18 protein-coding genes are annotated in these 20751 nt (G+C 43.6%); 14 read left to right on the forward strand and 4 right to left on the reverse strand.

The features are described from left to right. The first annotated feature begins 201 nt into the window (after nucleotides 1–201). The 7 genes from DKT75_RS15930 (at nucleotide 202) to DKT75_RS15955 (ending at nucleotide 7969) form a co-directional block, all read left to right on the forward strand. Complete coding sequence (locus DKT75_RS15930; RefSeq protein WP_109824502.1) at nucleotides 202–444, forward strand: antitoxin; 243 nt, start codon at nucleotides 202–204, stop codon at nucleotides 442–444. A 219-nt stretch (nucleotides 445–663) separates the two neighbouring features. Further along, nucleotides 664–1515, forward strand: coding sequence for an esterase/lipase family protein (locus DKT75_RS15935; RefSeq protein ID WP_158278894.1), 852 nt, complete (start codon nucleotides 664–666; stop codon nucleotides 1513–1515). Between the two features lie 29 nt (nucleotides 1516–1544). Beyond that, nucleotides 1545–2219, forward strand: a complete 675-nt coding sequence (locus DKT75_RS15940; protein WP_109824506.1) for a hypothetical protein — start codon at nucleotides 1545–1547, stop codon at nucleotides 2217–2219. Beyond that, the gene (locus DKT75_RS15945) at nucleotides 2216–3256 is read left to right on the forward strand and encodes an AAA family ATPase (RefSeq protein ID WP_109824508.1); all 1041 of its coding nucleotides are present in this window, start codon (nucleotides 2216–2218) and stop codon (nucleotides 3254–3256) included. Before DKT75_RS15940 ends, DKT75_RS15945 begins: the two co-directional genes overlap by 4 nt. 3 nt (nucleotides 3257–3259) lie before the next feature. Beyond that, nucleotides 3260–6577: a formylglycine-generating enzyme family protein gene (locus DKT75_RS15950; RefSeq protein WP_109824510.1), complete on the forward strand. Its 3318-nt coding sequence runs from the start codon at nucleotides 3260–3262 to the stop codon at nucleotides 6575–6577. 79 nt (nucleotides 6578–6656) lie between these two features. Beyond that, complete coding sequence (locus DKT75_RS22315) at nucleotides 6657–6785, forward strand: four helix bundle protein (protein ID WP_245923239.1); 129 nt, start codon at nucleotides 6657–6659, stop codon at nucleotides 6783–6785. Beyond that, nucleotides 6785–7969, forward strand: coding sequence for a formylglycine-generating enzyme family protein (locus tag DKT75_RS15955; RefSeq protein WP_109824512.1), 1185 nt, complete (start codon nucleotides 6785–6787; stop codon nucleotides 7967–7969). Before DKT75_RS22315 ends, DKT75_RS15955 begins: the two co-directional genes overlap by 1 nt. A 259-nt stretch (nucleotides 7970–8228) precedes the next feature. Here DKT75_RS15955 and ftsY read toward each other — a convergent pair whose 3' ends face one another. Next, on the reverse strand, nucleotides 8229–9356 hold the full coding sequence (ftsY, locus tag DKT75_RS15960; RefSeq protein ID WP_109824514.1) for a signal recognition particle-docking protein FtsY: 1128 nt from the start codon (nucleotides 9354–9356) through the stop codon (nucleotides 8229–8231). A gap of 41 nt (nucleotides 9357–9397) precedes the next feature. On the opposite strand from ftsY, the gene DKT75_RS15965 reads away from it, so the two are divergent. From DKT75_RS15965 to rsmD, 3 genes are read left to right on the forward strand one after another with little or no spacing between them, the layout of a single operon-like run. After that, nucleotides 9398–10804, forward strand: a complete 1407-nt coding sequence (locus DKT75_RS15965; protein WP_245923241.1) for a M16 family metallopeptidase — start codon at nucleotides 9398–9400, stop codon at nucleotides 10802–10804. Nucleotides 10805–10806: 2 nt separating this feature from the next. After that, nucleotides 10807–12156: a M16 family metallopeptidase gene (locus DKT75_RS15970; protein WP_245923243.1), complete on the forward strand. Its 1350-nt coding sequence runs from the start codon at nucleotides 10807–10809 to the stop codon at nucleotides 12154–12156. Beyond that, nucleotides 12140–12721, forward strand: coding sequence for a 16S rRNA (guanine(966)-N(2))-methyltransferase RsmD (rsmD, locus tag DKT75_RS15975; RefSeq protein ID WP_109824520.1), 582 nt, complete (start codon nucleotides 12140–12142; stop codon nucleotides 12719–12721). Before DKT75_RS15970 ends, rsmD begins: the two co-directional genes overlap by 17 nt. A 17-nt stretch (nucleotides 12722–12738) precedes the next feature. Here rsmD and hspQ read toward each other — a convergent pair whose 3' ends face one another. Next, on the reverse strand, nucleotides 12739–13056 hold the full coding sequence (gene hspQ, locus DKT75_RS15980; RefSeq protein WP_109824522.1) for a heat shock protein HspQ: 318 nt from the start codon (nucleotides 13054–13056) through the stop codon (nucleotides 12739–12741). Between the two features lie 191 nt (nucleotides 13057–13247). On the opposite strand from hspQ, the gene udk reads away from it, so the two are divergent. The 4 genes from udk (at nucleotide 13248) to DKT75_RS16000 (ending at nucleotide 18132) form a co-directional block, all read left to right on the forward strand. Then, a complete protein-coding gene (gene udk / locus DKT75_RS15985; RefSeq protein WP_109824524.1) occupies nucleotides 13248–13889 on the forward strand; it encodes a uridine kinase in 642 nt (213 codons plus the stop codon). Nucleotides 13890–14076: 187 nt separating this feature from the next. Next, entirely contained in the window at nucleotides 14077–15072 is a 996-nt protein-coding gene (gap, locus tag DKT75_RS15990; RefSeq protein ID WP_109824526.1) for a type I glyceraldehyde-3-phosphate dehydrogenase, read from the forward strand. A 194-nt stretch (nucleotides 15073–15266) separates the two neighbouring features. Beyond that, on the forward strand, nucleotides 15267–15956 hold the full coding sequence (locus tag DKT75_RS15995; RefSeq protein ID WP_109824528.1) for a VC0807 family protein: 690 nt from the start codon (nucleotides 15267–15269) through the stop codon (nucleotides 15954–15956). Nucleotides 15957–16023: 67 nt separating this feature from the next. Continuing rightward, the gene (locus tag DKT75_RS16000) at nucleotides 16024–18132 is read left to right on the forward strand and encodes an AAA family ATPase (RefSeq protein WP_109824530.1); all 2109 of its coding nucleotides are present in this window, start codon (nucleotides 16024–16026) and stop codon (nucleotides 18130–18132) included. Nucleotides 18133–18185: 53 nt separating this feature from the next. Here DKT75_RS16000 and DKT75_RS16005 read toward each other — a convergent pair whose 3' ends face one another. Then, nucleotides 18186–19628: a glyceraldehyde-3-phosphate dehydrogenase gene (locus tag DKT75_RS16005; RefSeq protein WP_211665463.1), complete on the reverse strand. Its 1443-nt coding sequence runs from the start codon at nucleotides 19626–19628 to the stop codon at nucleotides 18186–18188. A 192-nt stretch (nucleotides 19629–19820) separates the two neighbouring features. Beyond that, nucleotides 19821–20294, reverse strand: a complete 474-nt coding sequence (locus DKT75_RS16010) for a peroxiredoxin (protein WP_109824532.1) — start codon at nucleotides 20292–20294, stop codon at nucleotides 19821–19823. Between the last annotated feature and the right edge of the window lie 457 nt (nucleotides 20295–20751).

A 20751-nucleotide genomic window follows, 5' to 3' on the forward strand; every position in this document is an offset into this window, starting at 1 on the left:
AGATTTTTGTATATCCGTCCGTAAGGCATCGGGTACCTTCAACGGCTCCTCCTCCTTCGTCGGGAAGTCGCTCTTTTGAAAGTACCCGATGCCTTACTGCTACTTCCCTTCTGAGTTTCTTTAGGTAGCTTCTGCCTAATATCTTCATCGCTTGTTATTGTTTATAGTCTGGATAAGTCTTGCTACGGAGTACTTACTAATATGCAACCAATAAATACAGCGCGAAAAGTCAGTCTCTTTTGTGACGGCCGAAATCAAGCTATTCGTATTCCCAAAGAATATGAGTTAGAAGGCTCGGAAGCGGTTATTCGTCGCGTGGGCAACTGTTTGATTATTGAGCCAGTTACCAAGCTAAAGCTGTTAGATTTGTTGGCTACGCTTCAACCTATGGATGAGTTACAACCAGAAGTTGATGACCTACCTTTGGATGATATTGATCGATGAGAATGATTTATTTATCGTGTGCCAGCGCTTAAAGTTGAAAACTGGGTGGCTAATTGAATTTAGAAGATTAACCTCTGATTAATAGTGTTGCATTTTTGTGATATCCTTCGGTAATATTGCTGGGACTTAGGGGTAAGTTTCAGCTATTTTCCAAAAGGAGAAGTAGTTTGCTGTCATTCAATATCATCTCAAAAAAAGTAATACGTAGAGCAGCCAATAGTGAAGAATAATCTTGGTATTCATGCCATTGCGGGCACAGAAAACTCACAGCGGAAGTTAGATGTACTCTTTATTCACGGCTTAGGTGGTGACGCTTTTACGACTTGGCAATATGAAAATAAAGCTGAGTACTTCTGGCCTAAAGGTTTGGTAGGCGATTTTCCAGAAGTAGGCGTTTGGACTATTGCTTACGGTGCGACACCTTCTCGTTGGGTAGAGGATGTTATGCCGATGGAAAGACGGGCTACAAATTTACTGAAGCAATTTGTCTTAAGTGGTATTGGGAAGAGACCTTTTACCTTTGTAGCACATAGTATGGGAGGTTTAATTGCGAAATACATACTGACTCAGGCTGAAATCAGTAATGATCCTGATTATCAAGAGGTAGCTGATAATTGTCGCGGTGTTATTTTTTTAGCTGTGCCACATGCAGGTTCAGGTGGGAGCAACGCACTAGGTTACGTGAATGTATTGGTTCGTGGTAATTACATATTGAAGCAATTAGCAAAAGACTCAGCAGCACTTAATAATGTTGATAACCACTTTCGCCAACTGAGTAAGAGAAAGGGGTTGAGGAACTATGCTTTTATTGAAACTAAAGAGGTTCGTATAAGAACCAAACTACTTTGTTTTTTCTCAATACCGAAAGGCATTAAAATAGTTAGCGAAACTAGTGCTAGTGCAACAGAGTTAGCAGAGCCTCCTGTTCCGATGGAGGACGACCATCTTTCTATTTGTAAGTTAGACTCAAAAGACAATTTGCTCTATCAAAGTGTGATAGACATCATAAAAAAATACCTTGCTGTGCGCCCAAAAGAAGATCCCGAAAAAAAAAGGCTGAAGACGAAGTAAGAAGTCATAGGCATTGGCTTTACTACACAATGGCTCATGACTATCTCAGTAACCTATCTATGAAGAAGTGCTTTCAAAACCAAAACTACTTTGTTGGTTTCTACACAGGTGAACGAAATGACATCCCTTACAGTTTTGCCGTGGATTATTATACAAAGCTGAAAATACCGTTGCTGTCAGATGAGGTTTGGGAACAAATTTTGGAAATTGAGTTAGATGGTGCGGTAGAGGATAGTTTTCGTAATGGCCTTTATAAGAAACTCTTGCCGAAAGATTACTTAAAACTACAAAAAATTGATTTAGATGAGGTGGTTACTTCTAGGATGAAGGCTGACCGACAGCTTGTGATTTACGTTCAAATAGATAGAAACAGATCAGAGAAAACAGACATTATTATTAATGGTGCTATTACTTATCTTCAGAGTCTCAATATCCAAGATAGCCACTTTGCCGTTTTGTTTAATCGCAAAGAGGCTGTGGTAGCGCTTCCAAACTTCTGTAACGATATGGCTGGATTAAGAAAGCTAACTTCTGAAGATATTGAAGATTGGATGGAAGTGGTAGAAAAGAAAAAAGTAGACACATCAAGACTTGAACAAGCGCTTTCCCAGTTTAATGATAAGCAACAGTTCAGCTACAAAGACGCGTTGAAACAACTAGAAACACTCCCACCAGCAGAAGTATTAAAAGGTAAATATTCATGAGTAAGCGCTTCTACAACGGTCAAGGCAAACGTAACTCCGAGCCGTTAATACTCCCCACAATTAATCACGATATTCAAACTACCCCAGAAGGTTACTTAGCCACAGCTGATCTAGCTGCGGCAGTGGACACAGCGCTCACGCTTGGGATGCCTTTATTACTGACAGGTGAGCCGGGCTCAGGTAAGTCAGCTCTGGCCAAAAGTATCGCCTGGGAAGTGTTAGGTGAAAACGAAAAGCCACTAGAGTTTACGGTAAAGTCAGATACACGTGCGACCGATTTGTTTTACCGTTTCGACACTGTTGGGCGTTTCCATGCGGCCAATGCGCCTGATGGTGAGGTTTCTGCAAAGAACTTCTTACACTTCAATGCGATGGGTAGAGCGATCTTGCAAGCTAAGCCTTTTAAGTACACTCAAGACTTACTTCAAAGTGAGCAGCGCGCGCAACAAGTTCATACAGGTGAGCAGAAGCGCAGTGTGGTGTTAATTGATGAAATAGACAAAGCGCCACGCGATGTTCCCAATGACATGTTGGTAGAGCTAGAGCGACTTTGTTTTGATATTCATGAGTTACAAACCCTCGTTGAATTAGAAGGAGATGAGTGTAACCACCAGCCAATTATCATTATCACCAGCAACTCAGAAAAAGCGCTACCCGAAGCCTTTTTACGTCGCTGTGTATATCACCACCTAGAGTTCCCCGCGTTTGATGCGGAAGAGGGTAACACTGTCACCGTAAGAGATATTGTGGATCGTCGTTTAGGCAACCGTTTTACATGGGAAGAAGGTTTACTCAAGGACGCGATTAGTTGGTTTAAGTTTTTGCGACAAGTGCGCGGTATAGAGAAAAAACCATCGATGGCTGAATTCCTAAGCTGGTTGGAATACCTGCAAGCTACAAACCCTCATGCAACGGAATTAAACCCTGACTCGGTACAGCTACAGCAAAGTATTTCCCACGTACTGTTAAAAAAGTCCCAAGACCAAGACCAAGCGCAATGTAAGCAGTGGTTGAGTCAGTGGAAAGCCGAAGACTAAGCAATGTCTGACGTTGATAAAACACCTTATGCTTGGTTGGAGAAACTACCCCAGCTAAATAGCCTGCTACTAGCGAACGGCATCACAGTGAATGCCGATGTATGGGTGCGTGTGTATGATTTATTCATCGCCCAATACCAGCAAAACCGTTTACCAGAAGACCCTGCGCGTTTAGAAAATGCCTTAAGCGGTTTAATAGTGACTAGTGCTGAGCAGCAAAAGCAGTTTAAGGGACTATATCGACAATGGCTCAGCACGATTGGTTCAGCGGAAGCGGCCCAAGCTGATCAAGATAAAAAAAGCAGACAGGAAAAACAACAAGCTGAGTTTGAAAACAAAGAACAAGAGCAAAGGAAAAACCGTAGCGTAGTAAAAACCATTACCATAGCTTTATTGCTACTAGCCATTATCAGTATGGTAGTGGTCTACCTTTGGCCTGAAAAAGTGGTAGAGCCACCAATAGTTCCAACGCCAGTGGTATCAACAAGTATCGCAACTACCACGACTACTAAACCTATAATGGCGCTTCAACCGACGCCACTAAGGCAAGACCTGCTGCCGAAAGCGCAGTCAGCGAGTCAAAATTTCGTGCTCGACCTAATTGGCAAAGGCTTACCGTTTCTACCAATTAGCCTGTTTGGCTTTTTCCTATGGGCAAGGTGGCAACGCTGGCAAGAAGTGTTAAAACAGCAAAAAGGCGACCCTAAAGATCCTTTGAGTGTGATTAGCCTGTCGGATAAGGCCGAGTCGGCGGAAAGCTTGTTTAGTAGTCCGCTACTATCCAGTGCACTCAGAGCGTTGCACAATCCTATCAAAGTACTTAGCCAAACGCTGAGTATGCGGGAAACTGCGGAAGCAACCGCTAATGCAGCTGGTTATTTCACACCAAAGTATCAACAGCGCGCTTATATCCCACAGTGCATCATGATGATCAGCTATCAACACGGGCAAGACCAAGCCAGTGGTTTGGCCTTGCTGATGCAGCAACGCCTACTTCACGCAGGTTTAGAGGTTTACACCTACCTGTTTCAAGGTACACCTGAGCACCTGTATGCTTTAGAGGGTATGAAAGCGACTAGTCTTGCAGAAGTGACGATGCGCTACCCGCAGGGTAATTTATTACTGATCTCTGACCCTGACATCTACTTGAGTGCATGGTCAGGCGAGCTACAGCCGTGGGCTAACGCGATTAGTCAGTGGCAACAACGCGCACTGCTGACAACACGCCCGACAACCGAAGCGATGCGTAAAGCGTTCGATGCGCTGCAACTGCATAGTGCTAGCCTAAGTAGCGAAGGGTTAAAGCAAATTAGCCAAACACTGGCAGGTGTGCGTAAAGCGAGTGAGGTAAATACTAGCCAACACCCATTGCCGCCAGAGCTGGCGCGTTTAACGATTAATGAATGTGGCGAAGAGTTAAGCGAAGAAGAACAGCAAGAACAGATTGATGCACTGCATTTGTTCTGTGACCCGCAAACCTTCCGCTTGCTGACGGTTGTTGCAGCTTACCCTGAGTTGCACTGGCCGTTGACTCAACGAATAGAAAGTGAGCTATGCGCTGATCAGTCAATGGTGCAGCGTGAGCAACGCTTGCTTAACTTGCTGCGCTTGCCGTGGTTACGTGCAGGAAAAATACCTAAGTGGCTACGTTTATACTGTTACTACGAACAAAGCCTGAAACAACACCAAGAAACCCAAGCGCTATATCGGTCGCTGTTTCATCAGGCAGAAATAAAAGCCGAAGGTAATGATTCAAAGGATTATTTAGCGCTACCGTTTAACGCCAGTGCCGCGAAAAAGCCACATCAAGCTGCGTTTTTACGTTGGTTAAAAACACTTAACAAGGCGCAGGAAAGCACACTAGATGATAGCTTGTGGGAAGACCAAATATTTGTCGATACGCTCTGGGGTAAGCCAAAAGACCTAGATGTACCATTAACCAAGCGGCTAGCAGTCCGTTTGCCAAAAGGTCGCTGGGGGCGTTTATACCCTCGTATCGCCTTATGGTCGACAGCTGCTTTATTGTTGGGTGTTATATTGCATCAAAGCTGGCAAAGTAAAGGGCGAGAGGAGTTTCAGGCGCTATTACCCCCTGCTGGATTGAGCGCAGGGCTTGCGAGTACTCCTATTGAAATCCTAATAAACAAACCTGAAAGCTACGAAACAGGTGCGCAACTAGTACAGTTTGAACAACAAAAACAAGCAGCGAAACTGTTGACGGAAGCCTTGAAGCAACAAGGTGTGACGGGTGAAATTAATACCAGCATAGCGATTGCTGCGACCAGTGATCAAGTGAGTCGTATTAGTTACAACACAACTCAACAAGAGCTTGCAGCGTTAGCGGCAAAGCAACTGGCCCATATCACTTGGGGTAATACATCAGAACTATCCGCTGCTAACACAAGTGATACCTTAAAAATTCAGCTCAATCGATTAATCCAAGAAGGGTCTACTTTTAGTGATCAAGCAAAGCCTTTAAGTAAGAGTGAAAAGGAGACTCAGTTAATACTCTTTAATAGTACCGATGTGACATTAACTGATATGAATAAATACATATTTGGTTCTAATGACACACCATTCACTGTGTTTAGTGATGTCAGCAAAGACAATGTGCCACTACCGCAAATGGTCGCCTTACCCAGTGGGACTTTTCTGATGGGGTCACCAGAAAGTGAGCATGAATCTCCCCAGCATGACGTAACCATAAGTGCTTTTGCCATGAGTCAAACTGAAATCACTTTCGAGCAATATGATGCTTTTGCCGATGCAACCAAACGCGAGAAGCCAAGTGATCAAGGCTGGGGAAGAGGACAGCGTCCTGTGATAAATGTGAGTTGGGATGATGCCAAAGCTTATACCGCATGGGTTAGTGAACAAACTGGACAAGTGTACCGTTTGCCGAGTGAGTCAGAATGGGAGTATGCCGCTCGTGCAGGCACACAAACGCAATTTTCCACGGGAGACTGTATTCATACTGACGTTGCTAATTACAATGATAACTTTGAATACAATAACTGTGGTGCAAAAACAGATGTCTACCGTGAAAAAACAACGACAGTAAGCGAGCTAGCACCGAACTCTTGGGGGTTGTATGCCATGCACGGTAATGTTTGGGAGTGGGTGGAGGATTGTTACCAAGGTGGTTATGACGGCGCGCCTGATGATGGTTCAGCGAGGCAGGAGGCTGAGTGTGCTATTCGAGTCTTGCGCGGCGGGGGGTGGAACCTCAATCATAACTACATCCGTTCTGCCTTCCGCTTCTGGAGCGATCCTGATGTTGCTATCAACCTTACGGGTTTTCGTATTGCCAGGGCGTTATGACCCTTTGTTCTTTTGCCCTTTTGCACTTTGATTTTTCAGAGAGCTTCGGTTTTACGAAGGTGCTTGTTAGGAGCTGGTTATGAATAAATTCCACCAATTACCACAGGTGATTCAAGATACTCATAAGGTCATTGAGTGGTTTATTCCCCAAATTGAAAAGCTGCCACGTAGTCGGAAGTTCTGCCAACCGCAACAGGAACAATCCTAATGAAGCAAACAACAACACGGGTTTTCGTATTGCCAGTACGCCTAGCGTTTTGGGTTTTTAACAAAGCTCAAACGTGGCCAGAGTGGTTGACTCTTAGGAGCCAAACAGTGTGCCGCTGGGTGCCCATGAGGTGTTTTCCTGTGCAACAAAAGGAAGGTTGCCAAAGAAAGCGGCAAGGACTGCCACAAGTAGGGGTTAGTAGCCTATTGATTGGTTTTAGGCGAAACCCCTTGCTTGATTTTATGATGTTTTCTCTGCTGTGCTTATTTTTGACCCTTCCTCAAGCGAGTCACGCAGCCGTAGGTGATGAGCCTGTAACGCTTCCACCCAAGCCTTGCGTTAATACTTTGAATACGCTGCCAGAGATGCAGTTAATCCCAGCAGGTCAATTTCAAATGGGTTCACCTGAGACAGAAGAAGGTCGTAGTAATGATGAAGGCCCAGTTCATGCAGTCAGTGTTTATCGCCCCTTTGCCTTATCACGTTGTGAGATTACCGTAGGTCAGTTTAAGCGCTTTGTGAATGATACAGGCTACAAGACAGATGCAGAGCGTGGTGACGGGTGCTTTGTTTTAAATGAAAAAGGAGATAGTGGAGAGAAGCAAAAAACGGCTAACTGGCGTTTACCTAATTTCACACAAACAGATGATCACCCTGTTGTTTGTGTTTCTTGGCAAGATGCTAAGGCTTATACACGTTGGTTGTCATCGGTAACGGGTGCGGTGTATCGTCTACCCACAGAAGCAGAGTGGGAATATGCCGCTAGAACAACTACGGCAAGTGAGCTAAGTCGCTATTGGGGTGATGAACCTAATGGCTGCGCTTATGCTAATGGTGCAGATCAAGCTTTAAAAGAAGTGGTTTCTTCCGTTACTACTATAGCTGATTGTAATGACGGGGCTGTTTTTACACAGCTAGCTGGGAGTTACCAGCGTAATGCGTTTGGTTTATCGGATATGCTAGGTAATGCATTGGAATGGGTTGAGGACTGCTACAAAGATAATTATGAAGGGGTAGCGATAGATGGTTCAGCAAAGCAAGAAGCTGAGTGTGCTCGTCGAGTGTTGCGCGGCGGGGGCTGGAACGACGAACCAGACCTCATCCGTTCTGCCAACCGCAACAGGTACGATCCTTATGTTGCAAACATCTACTTCACGGGTTTTCGTATTGCCAGGGCGTTATGACCCTTTGTTCTCTTGCCCTTTTGCCCTTTGAAATTTTATTAGTAAAGAGATCTACTAACAGATTGAAAGTAGGCTTAGACATCCCCCCCTGTAGTAAAAAGCTAACCGTCAACCACCAAACTAGATTTACAAACCCTCTAGCAAGCGCAGTATGTTGAAAAAGTGAATTTGAACCAAGAGGCCATTCATAGTTTCGTAAGAGCGACTTCCCGACGAAGGAGGAGGAGCCGTCGAAACTATGGATCGCCTCGACTACAACTCAACTTTTTTCACCACCCAGCAAAGCCCCAACAAACGTCTCAGCATCAAACGTCTGCAAGTCATCAATGCTCTCACCAACGCCTACAAATCTAACTGGTATTCCAGTCTGATTCGCAATCGCAAACAAAATACCACCCTTAGCCGTACCATCCAGCTTAGTAACAGTAATACCCGTCAAGCCCAATGCCGCGTTAAACTCTTTCGCCTGCGCCAATGCGTTCTGACCAATACTTGCATCTACCACCAACATGATTTCATGCGGTGCAGTCGGATCAATCTTCTGCATTACACGCTTAACTTTCTTAAGCTCTTCCATCAGGTTAGTCTGCGTGTGCAAACGCCCAGCGGTATCTGCTAACAAAATATCAACGCCACGCGCTTTCGCTGCTTCCATACCATCGTAAATAACCGATGCAGTGTCCGAGCCTTGGCCTTGTGCAATCACTGCAACATTATTGCGCTCGCCCCAAGTTTGAAGCTGCTCAACCGCTGCTGCACGGAAAGTATCACCCGCTGCCAACATGACAGTCTTGCCTTCGTTTTGGAATTTCTTAGCAAGCTTACCAATAGTAGTCGTTTTACCCGCACCATTAATGCCGACCATCAAGATTACATTTAGCTTACGACTTTCATCAAAGACTAATGGCTTAGCAACAGGCTCCAATATCTCCGTCATGCTTTTGTAAAGCACCTGCATCAACGCTTCAGTATCCGCTAATTCGTTACGTGCAACTTGCTGAGTGATCGTGTCGATGATTTTAGTCGTTGCTTCGACGCCAACATCGGCCATCAAAAGGCGTGTTTCTAGCTCTTCTAAAACATCTTCATCAATCTTCTTAGAGCCAAGGAAAAGGTTCCCCATGCCTTCAGTAAGGGAGCTTCCTGTTTTCGCTAGGCCATTTTTAAGGCGTGAAAATAAACCCTTTTTGTCAGTAGTGCCTGGGCGTTCTGCTGTTTCTAAAGCATCTGTAATAACACTTTTAGGCGTATCTTCTGTAGTCTCAACGACGGCGATTGGCGCTTCGGGTTCGCTTACTTCTACAGTAGCTTCCGGCGCTTCGATTACGTCAGTTTGAGTTTCATTTCCTTGTTCAGGCTGTTTTTTCTTCTTGAAAAAATTGAACATCGTTTATACTTCATTTTTGGTTAATAAATGTGAATCTAGTTATGCAGAGAATCTTATCACTTGGGGCGCCAATGCGTAACTGCCGATTGTTACTCGCGGCGATTACACTGGTTACGTCGTCAGCAATGGCAGAAAGTACCGCAACCACTCCAGAGAAAGCGCCTAGCGTTTCCGAAAAAGTTTTAAAAAATGGTTTAAAGGTGCTGGTCAAAGAAGACCATCGAGCACCGATCGCCGTTGTGCAAGTTTGGTACCGTGTGGGTACGAGCTACGAGCACGAAGGTATTACCGGTTTATCACACGCACTTGAGCACATGATGTTTAAGGGCACAACCAAGCGTAAGTCAGGCGATTTTGAAGTCGTTTTGTCACGTATTGGCGCGCAAAACAACGCATTCACTTCTCAAGACTACACGGCTTATTACGAAGTACTTGCCGCAAAGCATATTGAAACAGCTTTCGAGTTAGAAGGTGACCGTATGCGTAACCTTGTACTCGATAAAGATGAGTTTGCTAAAGAAATCGAAGTCGTTAAAGAAGAGCGCCGCATGCGCACAGACGATAATCCAAACGGTGTTATGCGTGAGCAGTTCAACGCTGTGGCTTACTTAAATAACCCGTACCGTGCGCCTGTTATTGGTTGGATGAATGATTTGGATCATATGAATCTTGATGATCTAAAAGACTGGTACAAAAAATGGTATGGCCCAAATAATGCAACGCTAGTGGTTGCAGGTGACGTTGATCCTGAAAAGGTTTTTGAGTTAGCTGAAAAGTATTTTGGTCACTACGAAAAGTCAGTGCTTCCAGAGGTTAAGCCTCGTACAGAGATCCCTCAAATTGGTAAGCGCGAGATACGTATTAAAGCACCTGCAAAAGTACCAAGCTTTAGAATGGGCTTCAAAACACCGGGCCTGATTACGGCGAAGCAAGGCAAAGTCGAAGAGTGGGAGCCTTATGCATTAGACGTTCTGGCTAATGTTTTAGACGGCGGTAGTAGTGCTCGTTTAACCAAGAAGCTGATTCGCGGAAAAGAAATTGCTGCGGGTACAGGTGTGGGGTATATGAGTTATGGCCGTATGCCTGAGATGTTTATTATGACGGGTGTTCCAGCGACTGACGTCAGTGTTGATACGTTGCGTAAAGCCTTTATGGAAGAAATCGAGTTGATGAAGACGACGCTAGTGACTCAGGATGAATTAGATCGAGTGACGGCGCAGGTTATCGCTTCAGAAATTTATCAGCGTGATTCGGTTCAGCACATGGCGACGACACTAGGTATGTTGGAATCTACGGGTATCGGTTGGCAGTTAATGGATGAGTACGAAGAAAAGATATTGGCAGTGACTGCTGAGCAAATCCAAACGGTTGCGAAAAAATACCTAAACGAAGATCAAATGACCTTTGCTGAGTTAGTACCGCAGTCATTAACAGAAGGAGCGAAGTAATCATGCGTAGTTTATTAAAAGTAAGCGCGACTCTGTCATTAGTCGGCTGTTTGTTCGCTTCTATGGCTGCTTCGGCTGGCCCAAAAATTGAGTTTTGGACGTTAGACTCTGGTTTGCGTGTTTATTATGTCGGTATCGATGATTTACCGATGTTGGACATTAACGTCACTTTCGATGCAGGTAGCGCGCGTGACGGTGATAAGTACGGTTTAGCAAACTTAACACTGTCTATGTTGGATGAAGGTGCGGCAGGTAAAGATGCCGATGAGTTGTCGGAAGCCTTTGAATCAGTCGGTGCTAATTTTTACGCGAGTGCGTCAAAAGACATGGCTAATATTGGTCTTCGCACAATTACGCTGAAGAAGCCGTTTGATTCAGCTGTTAATGATTGGTTGTCAGTGATTAAGTCACCTGAGTTTCCAGAAGCAAACCTTGAGCGCCTTAAAAAGCAGTTGATGGTTAGTTTTGAAGGTGCAAAACAGCGTCCAAGTAGTATTGCGGGTAAAGCGTTTAACGAGAACCTTTATGGTGACCACCCTTACGCTAATCCTGGTAGTGGAACAGAAGAGTCGATTGTGACGATCAGCACTGATGATCTGAAAGCCTTTTATAAGCAATACGTCGTTGAAGAAAATGCGATGGTGAGTATTGTGGGTAACGTGTCACGGGCTGAGGCTGAGGCGTTAGCTAAGCGTGTGGCGGATGTGTTGATTGCAGGTAAAAAGCCTGAGCCTATTCCAGAAGTTAAGCCGTTAACTGAGTCAAAGACAGTTTTCATTCCTTTTCCATCGAGTCAAGCGACAGTCATTATGGGGCAGACGGGTTATAAGCGCGGAGACCCTGATTACTTCAAACTTTACTTGGCGAATCACCCATTTGGCGGAAGTGGATTTACATCTCGTCTTATGAAAGAGGTGCGTGTAAAGCGTGGTCTTAGTTATGGTGTGTCGAGTTATTTCTCGCCTTCACGTGAGTTAGGTCCGTTTGTGATGAGTTTGCAGACGAAGATTGCTCAGGTTGATGAAGCGAAGAAAGTCATGACAGATATGTTGGCGACTTATTTAAAAGAAGGGCCGACTAAAGAAGAAATTGAAGGCTCTAAGCTAAATATCTCAGGTGGTTTCCCAATGAATATTGCGGGTAATAGTAATATTGGTAATTACGTTGATGTGATTGGTTTCTTCGGTTTGCCACTTGATTATCTTGAGCGTTTCACTGATGAAATAGACTCTATTACACAAGAGCAGGCGAAAGAGGCAATGCAACGCCGTGTGAATCCAGATGCCATGCTAACGATCGTTGTTGGTGGTGAAAGTAAAGAAGACGAGAAGAAAGATGGCGCAAGCAAATAAAGGTGTAAACAAGCTGCGGATTATTGGAGGGGAGTGGCGCAGTCGTCAGCTCCCTTTCATTGACGCACCAAGCTTGAGACCGACACCTAACCGTGTCAGAGAAACGCTGTTTAACTGGTTACAAGGTGATATTGCAGGTGCACGTTGTTTGGATCTGTTCGCTGGTAGTGGCGCGATAGCGTTTGAAGCGCTATCTCGTTATGCCGCTGAAGTTGTGCTGGTTGAAATGCATAAAAAAGCAGCGAAACAACTGACTGAAAATCTCTCCATATTAGAAGGCGAGAGTGAGTCTCGTGGTTTGGTGGTTAATCAAGATGCGTTGAAGTATGTTGCGTCGTCACCAGAGCCGTTTGATGTGATCTTTTTAGACCCGCCCTATCGTAAGAACTTTTTGCCTACTGTCTTAGATCAAGTGAATAGCTTGGCGCTTTTGAAGCCAGGCGGTGTGATCTATTTAGAGCACGAGCGAGAAGAGTCTTTTGACTGGAGTGACTGGGGCTTGGAAGTGATTAAGCAGAGTAAAGCGGGGCAGGTGATGTGCTTCTTATTAAAAAAGGGAGCGTGATTAGCTCCCCTCTCGTATTAGTTTAACGTCTGTAGAGAGCGGTATTGGCCGTTCTCGTCAGATGACAACATGTCTAGGATCAGTGGGTTTTCCACATTCAGATCTGACACATCAGAGCAAATATTTTGTTCTGATACATAAGCCATCACAGAGTCATCATCCACGAGTACATGGTACCAAGGCTGATCTTTTGATGGCTTATTTTTTGCGTGTTCTTCGTACCATTCATCATCGCCGCTAAATTCAGCGTCAACGTCTACAATGATTCCACGGAAGTTATAGTGTTTGTGGTAAATCACTTGTCCAATATTATAATCAGCTCTACGAATTTCCATTCTGTACCCGATGGTCTGTTTTCTATTACCCTAAAGTGGGGATTTAATGCCTCAATTCAAGGTGTGATATGTGTAAAAAAGAGTAACGGTAGCGTTTGTAATAGCCTATTAAGTTAAATACTACCTATAATGTAGGGCTAAATCAGTATCCACTCTTTTCGATTAACTCTGTCTTTGTAGTCCCCTTGTATATGAATAACGTGAACGCTTCAAATAACCATCCTGTTTTTATTTCAATCGTAGGTGCTTCTTGCTCCGGTAAAACAGCTTTAGCCCGCAATATCGCTAAGCGCTTTAGCGGTAGCCAAGTATCTGTGATTTCTGAGGATAATTACTATAAGCGACAAGATCAGCTAACGCCTGAGCAACGTGTCAGTATCAATTACGATCACCCAAGCGCTTTTGACCATGACTTGTTACTTGAGCATATAGCGAAGCTAAGTAAAGGTGAGTCGATTGATTGTCCAACATACGATTATTCTCTACACAACAGATCAGAAACTACGGTTGAGGTTCAAGCGACACCGGTTATCATCTGTGAAGGTATTATGCTGTATCAGGCAGAAGTGCTGCGTAACCTGTTTGCACTGAAGTTGTTTGTCGATACACCTTTAGATATTTGCTTAGCGCGTCGTATTGGCCGTGATGTGAGTGAGCGTAATCGTTCGGTAGAGTCTGTGTTGACTCAGTATCAAGATACGGTACGTCCAATGTATTTAGAATTTATTGAGCCGTCTAAGTATTACGCAGATATCATTCTGCCGATGGGTGGTCACAATGAAATCGCACTTGATGTACTCAGCAGCAAGATTACACAGCTTGTAAATCGCTGATCCTAATTACCCTTTTGATGTATCAAAGTGCTAGCGAGAAGTTGGCGATTTTGATATTATCTAGTATATTTGTAGTTTAAGTACTGGATTATGTACTTAATGGCTTTTGAAAAGCTTGAAACTTCAATTTAATGAAGTTAAACTACATTTTACTTACACAGATGAATAATCTAAAGGGTTGATCAGGATGACGACAAAGATTGGTATTAATGGTTTCGGCCGTATTGGTCGCATGGTATTTCGTGCTGCTATTGAAAATTTCGACGATATTGAAGTAGTTGGAATCAATGATCTTCTTGACCCTGAGTACCTAGCTTACTTACTTATTCATGATTCTGTACACCGTCGTTTCCAAGGCGAAGTATCTGTTGATAACGGTACACTAATCGTAAATGGCAAGCGCATCCGCTTAACAGCAGAGCGTAACCCAGCTGACCTTAAATGGGGCGAGATTGGTGCAGATATCGTTGTAGAGTCAACTGGTATCTTCCTAACAGAAGAGAGTGCAAGTGCTCATCTAGAAGCGGGTGCAAAGAAGGTTATCCTTTCTGCTCCTTCTAAAGATCACACGCCAATGTTCGTTTATGGTGTTAACCATGAAGAATATGCAGGCCAAGCGATTATCTCTAACGCTTCTTGTACTACTAACTGTCTAGCGCCTCTAGCTAAAGTATTGAATGACACATTCGGTATTAAGCGTGGTTTGATGACAACAGTTCACGCAGCTACGGCTAGCCAGAACCCTGTTGACGGTCCTTCGCATAAAGATTGGCGCGGTGGTCGTGGAATCTTAGAAAACATAATCCCTTCATCAACGGGTGCTGCTAAGGCTGTTGGTAAGGTTATCCCAGAATTGAACGGCAAGCTGACAGGTATGGCTTTCCGTGTCCCAACTTCAAACGTTTCAGTCGTTGACCTTACCGTTGAGCTTGAAAAATCAGCGCCTTACGAAGCAATTTGTGACGCAATGAAAGCAGCAGCTGCAGGCCCAATGAAAGGTGTTTTGGCTTACACAGAGGAAGCGGTTGTTTCAACTGACTTCGTTGGTGAGACTTGTACTTCTACGTTTGATTCCGCTGCCGGTATCGCGATGGACGACAACTTTGTTAAGTTGATCTCTTGGTACGATAACGAGTGGGGCTACTCCAATAAAATGCTGGATATGGTACGCGTCGTGTCTTGATACACCACACGCCATTGGCTACCAGCGTTTCTTCAGCCGGCCCCTTTCTCTAGGTGGGTCGGCTTTTTTTTGTCTAAATTTTATCCCTTGTGAAATTAAATTAATAGAAACTAACAGGTGGAGCGTTTAGACTGCTTAGTCCTTTATTATGAGATTACTCATAATCATCTAATTGCAGAGAAAGAAATTATCAAATGACCGATCAGCAAAAACAAAACCCGTTTATGGATCTCATTGTGAGCATCGTGCTTCCCTCTGTAGTTTTAATGAAATTTAGTGGAGAAGATAACTTAGGGCCTGTCATGGGTCTGATTGTTGCGCTAGCATTCCCATTAGGTTGGGGTTTGTATGAATTGATCGTTCACAAGAAACGTAACTTCGTTGCCTTATTAGGTCTGATTAGTGTGCTTTTAACTGGTGGTATTGGTTTGATGAAGCTAGATAACCAATGGCTGGCAATTAAAGAAGCGGCTATCCCAGCGTTGATTGGTATTGGAGTCGTTATTTCGACTTATACAAAATACCCACTAGTTAAAACCTTGCTGTTCAATCCAAAAATTCTTCACGTTGATAAAATCAATGAGAAGCTGGAAGAGAAGAATAATAAGGAACAGTTTGATAAGCAGCTGTTGAATACAAATTATTTACTGGCGGGGACATTTTTGTTTTCTTCAATAATGAACTACATTCTCGCTAAGTGGATTGTTGTAAGCCCATCAGGCACCGAAGCTTTTAATGAAGAGCTGGGAAAGATGACGTTGATGAGCTATCCAATGATCGCAATACCTTCCATGATTATGATGTTAGGTGTGTTCTATTACTTATGGAAAACAATCAATAAATTGTCTGGCCTCACGCTAGAAGAAGTAATTGCCGCAAAATAAACGTGGTCGTTTCCGTCACATAGTCTGGCTTTCTTATTAAAGCCAGATTGCTTGGTATACTGTGAAAATGAATAAAAAATTACCTGAATTACTGGAACAATACGAAGATATTGTCATCCTTTGGTCTTTACGTGTTTTATATGACCTAAAGGGTTATATGAAGATGGATACAGAGTTTGGTCTGTATGGTCATGATCGTGCGTTAAGTGTGGTTGGGCTGGAGCATTTGATTGATAAGCATGATGCAGATAATCCAATTTCAAAGAAGAAGTTTCGTAAGATACTCAGGCAGCAAAGTGAGCTCTATGAGCAGAAGGTCATTTCAAATGACGGTGTACTGTTTCGCAATATTGAAGAGTTAGGTAAGTTAGTTGAGCTGAGTGATACTGAGAAAAAGTTATTGGTCTTCGGTACGCTTATTCATGCGATTAAAGACTTGAGTGAAGTCTGTGGTGTTCTAGGTGATTTGACGGCTCGTGGTGTTGTTAACTCGGTTAGCATGATTTTGGATATTGATCCTGCGACCATTCGCCAAGCACTCTCTTCGGATGGCTTGCTTAATCGCACAGGTTTGTTACGTCTTGATTGTGGCTACCCAGATCAGTTGGATGATCAGTTAGAGTTGCTAGACGATATTACTGATGTACTGTTAGATGATGTTGAACTAGATATCATGAAGTCATTACGTCGGTTCTTTAAAGTGAGTCGTGAGCCGACATTAGCGCCAGAAGACTTCGCTCACGCGATAAAAGACTACAGTCTAGTGAGTAGCTACCTAAAGTCGGCGAGTGATAAGAGTATTAAGGGCGTTAATATTCTCATCTATGGGCCGCCTGGTACGGGTAAAACGGAAATGGTACGTACCCTTGCTAAGGATATCGGTTGCCCACTGTATGAAGTAAATAATACGGGTGAAGGTGACTCTGATGAGTATGATAAGGCGCGCGTTGATTCTTATCAGTTATCTCAGCAAGTACTGAAGCGGACGCCAGATACTCTGATTCTATTTGATGAAATTGAAGATGTATTTTTGCGTGACGGTAGTATGGAGCGTTTTGGTATTCGCACGAGTACTGACACTAAAAAAGGTTGGTTTAATCAGCTTTTAGAAGAAAATATGCTGCCAGCTATTTGGGTATCAAATGTTATTAATCATATCGACGAAGCCATCATTCGTCGTTTTGATTATGTCATGGAGCTCAAGACACCGCCTCGTAAGACGCGTGTTCGTATTTTCCGTGAGTACGCTAAAGGTTTAGATGTTAGTGAAAAATGGTTAGAGAAAATTGCGACTAATGAATACCTAGCGCCGGGTTTAATTGCACGTGCGGTAAAAGTCGTTCAAGAGTTGGGTTTGAAAACTCAGGAAGAAGTGGAGTCTCACTTAGAGCGAGTGGTTAGTAATACGCTGGGAGCAATGGGTTACGACAAAGATTTAACGAAGGGTGTCACGCCGCCAATATCATATAGGCTAGAGGCGCTTAATCCTGACTATGACTTGGTGACTTTGCAGGAAGCGCTGAAGGTGCAGCCTAAAGGTCGTATCTGTTTATACGGACAGCCTGGAACAGGAAAGAGTGAATATGCTCGGTATATTGCTGATGCATTAGATATTCCGCTGATAACTAAGCGTGCGTCTGATATTTTGGATCCTTACATTGGTATGACAGAGCGACACATCAGTGAAATGTTTGAGCAGGCTAACGAAGAAAAATCGATTTTGTTGCTCGACGAAGCTGATAGTTTCTTGCAAGATAGAACGAAGGCGCGAGAGAGCTGGCAAGTAACGCAAGTAAACGAGTTGCTTACTCAGATGGAGCAATTTGATGGTTTGTTCTTTTGCTCAACCAATTTAATGGAGCAGCTAGATCAAGCATCTCTACGTCGTTTTGATCTGAAAATAAAGTTCGACTTTATTAAATCAGAGCAGTTATGGAATCTGTTTCAGCAGGTGTTGAGTGACTATAACGCTGAGGCTGCGGTAGAGTCCGAATGGAAAAAGCGTGTTTCAGCAATGGAGAATATGACACCGGGTGACTTCGCAACGGTAGCGCGTCAGAGTCGTTTTTCTGGTAAGCCATTAAGCGCACAAAGCCTTTATGATGGGCTAGAGCGTGAGTTGAAATTTAAGGCTTACGGTGCGTATAAAAACATGGGCTTTATTCAAAACACATAAAAAAAGCCTGCGAGGTGATTCACTTCGCAGGCCTTAAGCTTATTTTGGATTAATTAAGCTGGAACTTGTGGGATGTGCATTCCGACCATCTCACGCATAACACGCAATACCTGTGTGCTATACCCAAACTCGTTGTCATACCAAACATACAATACGCAGCTATTGTCTTGAGTGATGGTCGCAACTGAATCAAAAATACCCGGCTCCGGTGTGCCAACGAAGTCTGTAGAAACAACTTCTGTTGATGATGAGTAAGCAATTTGCTCGCTCATGTCAGAGTTAAGCGCGATATCACGAATGTGGTCGTTAATTTCTTCGCGAGTAGGTGCTTTTTCAAGGTTAAGCTTGATAACAGCCATCGACACATTTGGCGTTGGGACGCGAATAGCGTTTCCGGTTAGCTTGCCAGATAGTTCAGGTAGTGCTTTAGCGACAGCCTTAGCAGCGCCTGTTGAAGTTAGTACCATATTAAGTGGCGCACTACGTCCTCGGCGGTCAGCTTTGTGGTAGTTATCAATCAAGTTCTGATCATTAGTGTATGAGTGAATGGTTTCAACATGTCCATTTACAACACCATAGGCATCATTCATGACTTTCAAGACTGGAGTGATTGCATTCGTTGTACAAGATGCCGCGCAAACAATTGTATCCGTCGTTTTGATGTCACTATGGTTAACACCGTACACGATGTTCTTGATAGATCCACTTGCTGGAGCTGTTAGAAGTACTTTTGAAGCACCTTTAGGTACTAAGTGGCGGCTAAGTGCTTCTTCATCTTTAAATACACCTGTGTTATCGACGATTAGTGCGTTATCAATGCCATGGGCAGTGTAATCAATATCTTCAGGTTGGTTGGCGTAGATCACTTTAATGTAGTTACCATTAGCAATGATTGCACTATTTTCATGGTCGACTGAAATAGAACCATTAAAAGGGCCGTGAATAGAGTCACGACGCAATAAGCTTGCGCGTTTCTCAAGGTCACCAGCGCCTTTACTACGAACAACGATCGCTTTAAGTCGCAACTTGTTTCCAGCAGTCGTACGCTCAATAAGCAAACGCGCAAGAATTCGGCCTATGCGACCAAAACCATAAAGGACAACATCTTGAGGTTGTTCAAGAAGGCTGATCTGACCATGGTTTGCAGAGCTAACTTCTTCTGAAAGGTAGTCTGCGAGTGATTGACCATTACTTAGTTGTGAAAAGTTATAAGCAAGCTTGCCTATGTCGACTCTTGAAACACCAAGATTCATCGTTTTCAATGCTTCTAATACTGCAGCAGTCGCAGTAAGATCGATACGTTCTCCAACCATGTGGATACCAAGGCGATGTGCCTTGATAATATCGATAGTTGAAGAGTTCATTAACTTACGTCCGAAGACAGTTAAGATAACGCCCATCTCCCGGTACATTTGTCCCACTTCAGGGATCATTTTCTCAGCTAAGGTTTGTTCGTTTAGGTAGTCCGCTAGGTAAGCGTCACTTGTAATAGTCAAAAGGAAATCCTCTCAGATATGTTGATACAAAAAAATAGCCCCTACCATTAATCAGCTCTCTAGTTCTGTAATAGGGACGTCATGCACAGGTTGGCTGGCCTGTTGTAACAAAGTATTATCACATTAGTATGTGAAAGTTTAGCTCTATACAGTCTTAAGAAGCTGTTTATAGATGTTATTTATGATGAATGGTTACAGTAACGCTAATACGCTTTCTGCGCTACTCACTTCAAATGCTTTTGGTACTTCGACGTTTAAGTGTGTCAGTTTGCCATTCTGGATAATCATGGCATACCGTTGTGAGCGAATACCGCCAAAATTACCAGTATCCATCTCTAGCCCTAAAGCTTTGGTTAGCACAGCGTTACCGTCGGCAATCATGGCAATACTTTCAGCGTTTTGATCTTGCGCCCAAGCTTTCATCACAAAAGAGTCATTAACTGAAAGGCAGGCGATAAGATCAACCCCTTTGTCCTTGAATCCTTCAAAGTTTGTGATGTAGCCGGGTAGGTGGGACTGGGAGCATGTCGGAGTAAATGCTCCTGGGACTGCAAATAACACAACTTTCTTATTGTCAAAAAACTCGCTTGTTGATGTGTTCGAGGTTTCTTCGTTAAGAACGGTGGTGATATCTATTAACGGGAGGCTGTTACCGACTTTGATCATGGTTGTTCCTGAGTAAGCGTTATTTAATGAAGTAATACTGCCATAGCGGTTACTCCTCTAGCAATGGGTATAGGCTCTACTATGTATAGACCATATGGATGACTATATACGTTGTGTTGGTGCTTAAATTTCTGTTTTGAAACTAAATTCACAAAAGGTTCATAAAGGGGTTGACGGGTGCTCAGATCTGTCTATAATGCGCCGCTCTTGAGACGGAAGTTGTTCATCTGAACTGCATCTTAAGTGGTTGAAAGGTCTTGGTTTTTCCTCGATTGATCATCAGTATTAAGTCAGTGTTTTGTTGTTCGGTTCGGTTGGGTGTTTAATCGAATTAAAGTTCAAAAAAACGTTGACAAGATCTGAGGCTTATATATAATTCGCCTCCTTCCTGCGGTAGAGATCGCAGGCGCTACATTAAAAATATAGACCAAATAACTTGTGTGGGGATTTGTAGCTT

This window comes from Leucothrix arctica (assembly GCF_003172895.1).
Lineage (GTDB): Bacteria > Pseudomonadota > Gammaproteobacteria > Thiotrichales > Thiotrichaceae > Leucothrix > Leucothrix arctica.

Bases quoted from the DNA above. Each gene is read 5' to 3' on its own strand.
- DKT75_RS16010 (WP_109824532.1), bottom strand. From the start codon at position 20,294: ATGATCAAAGTCGGTAACAGCCTCCCGTTAATAGATATCACCACCGTT.
- DKT75_RS15955 (WP_109824512.1), top strand. From the start codon at position 6,785: ATGAAGCAAACAACAACACGGGTTTTCGTATTGCCAGTACGCCTAGCG.
- DKT75_RS15950 (WP_109824510.1), top strand. From the start codon at position 3,260: ATGTCTGACGTTGATAAAACACCTTATGCTTGGTTGGAGAAACTACCC.
- ftsY (WP_109824514.1), bottom strand. From the start codon at position 9,356: ATGTTCAATTTTTTCAAGAAGAAAAAACAGCCTGAACAAGGAAATGAA.
- DKT75_RS15940 (WP_109824506.1), top strand. From the start codon at position 1,545: ATGGCTCATGACTATCTCAGTAACCTATCTATGAAGAAGTGCTTTCAA.
- udk (WP_109824524.1), top strand. From the start codon at position 13,248: ATGAATAACGTGAACGCTTCAAATAACCATCCTGTTTTTATTTCAATC.
- gap (WP_109824526.1), top strand. From the start codon at position 14,077: ATGACGACAAAGATTGGTATTAATGGTTTCGGCCGTATTGGTCGCATG.
- hspQ (WP_109824522.1), bottom strand. From the start codon at position 13,056: ATGGAAATTCGTAGAGCTGATTATAATATTGGACAAGTGATTTACCAC.
- rsmD (WP_109824520.1), top strand. From the start codon at position 12,140: ATGGCGCAAGCAAATAAAGGTGTAAACAAGCTGCGGATTATTGGAGGG.
- DKT75_RS15965 (WP_245923241.1), top strand. From the start codon at position 9,398: ATGCAGAGAATCTTATCACTTGGGGCGCCAATGCGTAACTGCCGATTG.
- DKT75_RS15930 (WP_109824502.1), top strand. From the start codon at position 202: ATGCAACCAATAAATACAGCGCGAAAAGTCAGTCTCTTTTGTGACGGC.
- DKT75_RS16000 (WP_109824530.1), top strand. From the start codon at position 16,024: ATGAATAAAAAATTACCTGAATTACTGGAACAATACGAAGATATTGTC.
- DKT75_RS22315 (WP_245923239.1), top strand. From the start codon at position 6,657: ATGAATAAATTCCACCAATTACCACAGGTGATTCAAGATACTCATAAG.
- DKT75_RS15945 (WP_109824508.1), top strand. From the start codon at position 2,216: ATGAGTAAGCGCTTCTACAACGGTCAAGGCAAACGTAACTCCGAGCCG.
- DKT75_RS15970 (WP_245923243.1), top strand. From the start codon at position 10,807: ATGCGTAGTTTATTAAAAGTAAGCGCGACTCTGTCATTAGTCGGCTGT.
- DKT75_RS15995 (WP_109824528.1), top strand. From the start codon at position 15,267: ATGACCGATCAGCAAAAACAAAACCCGTTTATGGATCTCATTGTGAGC.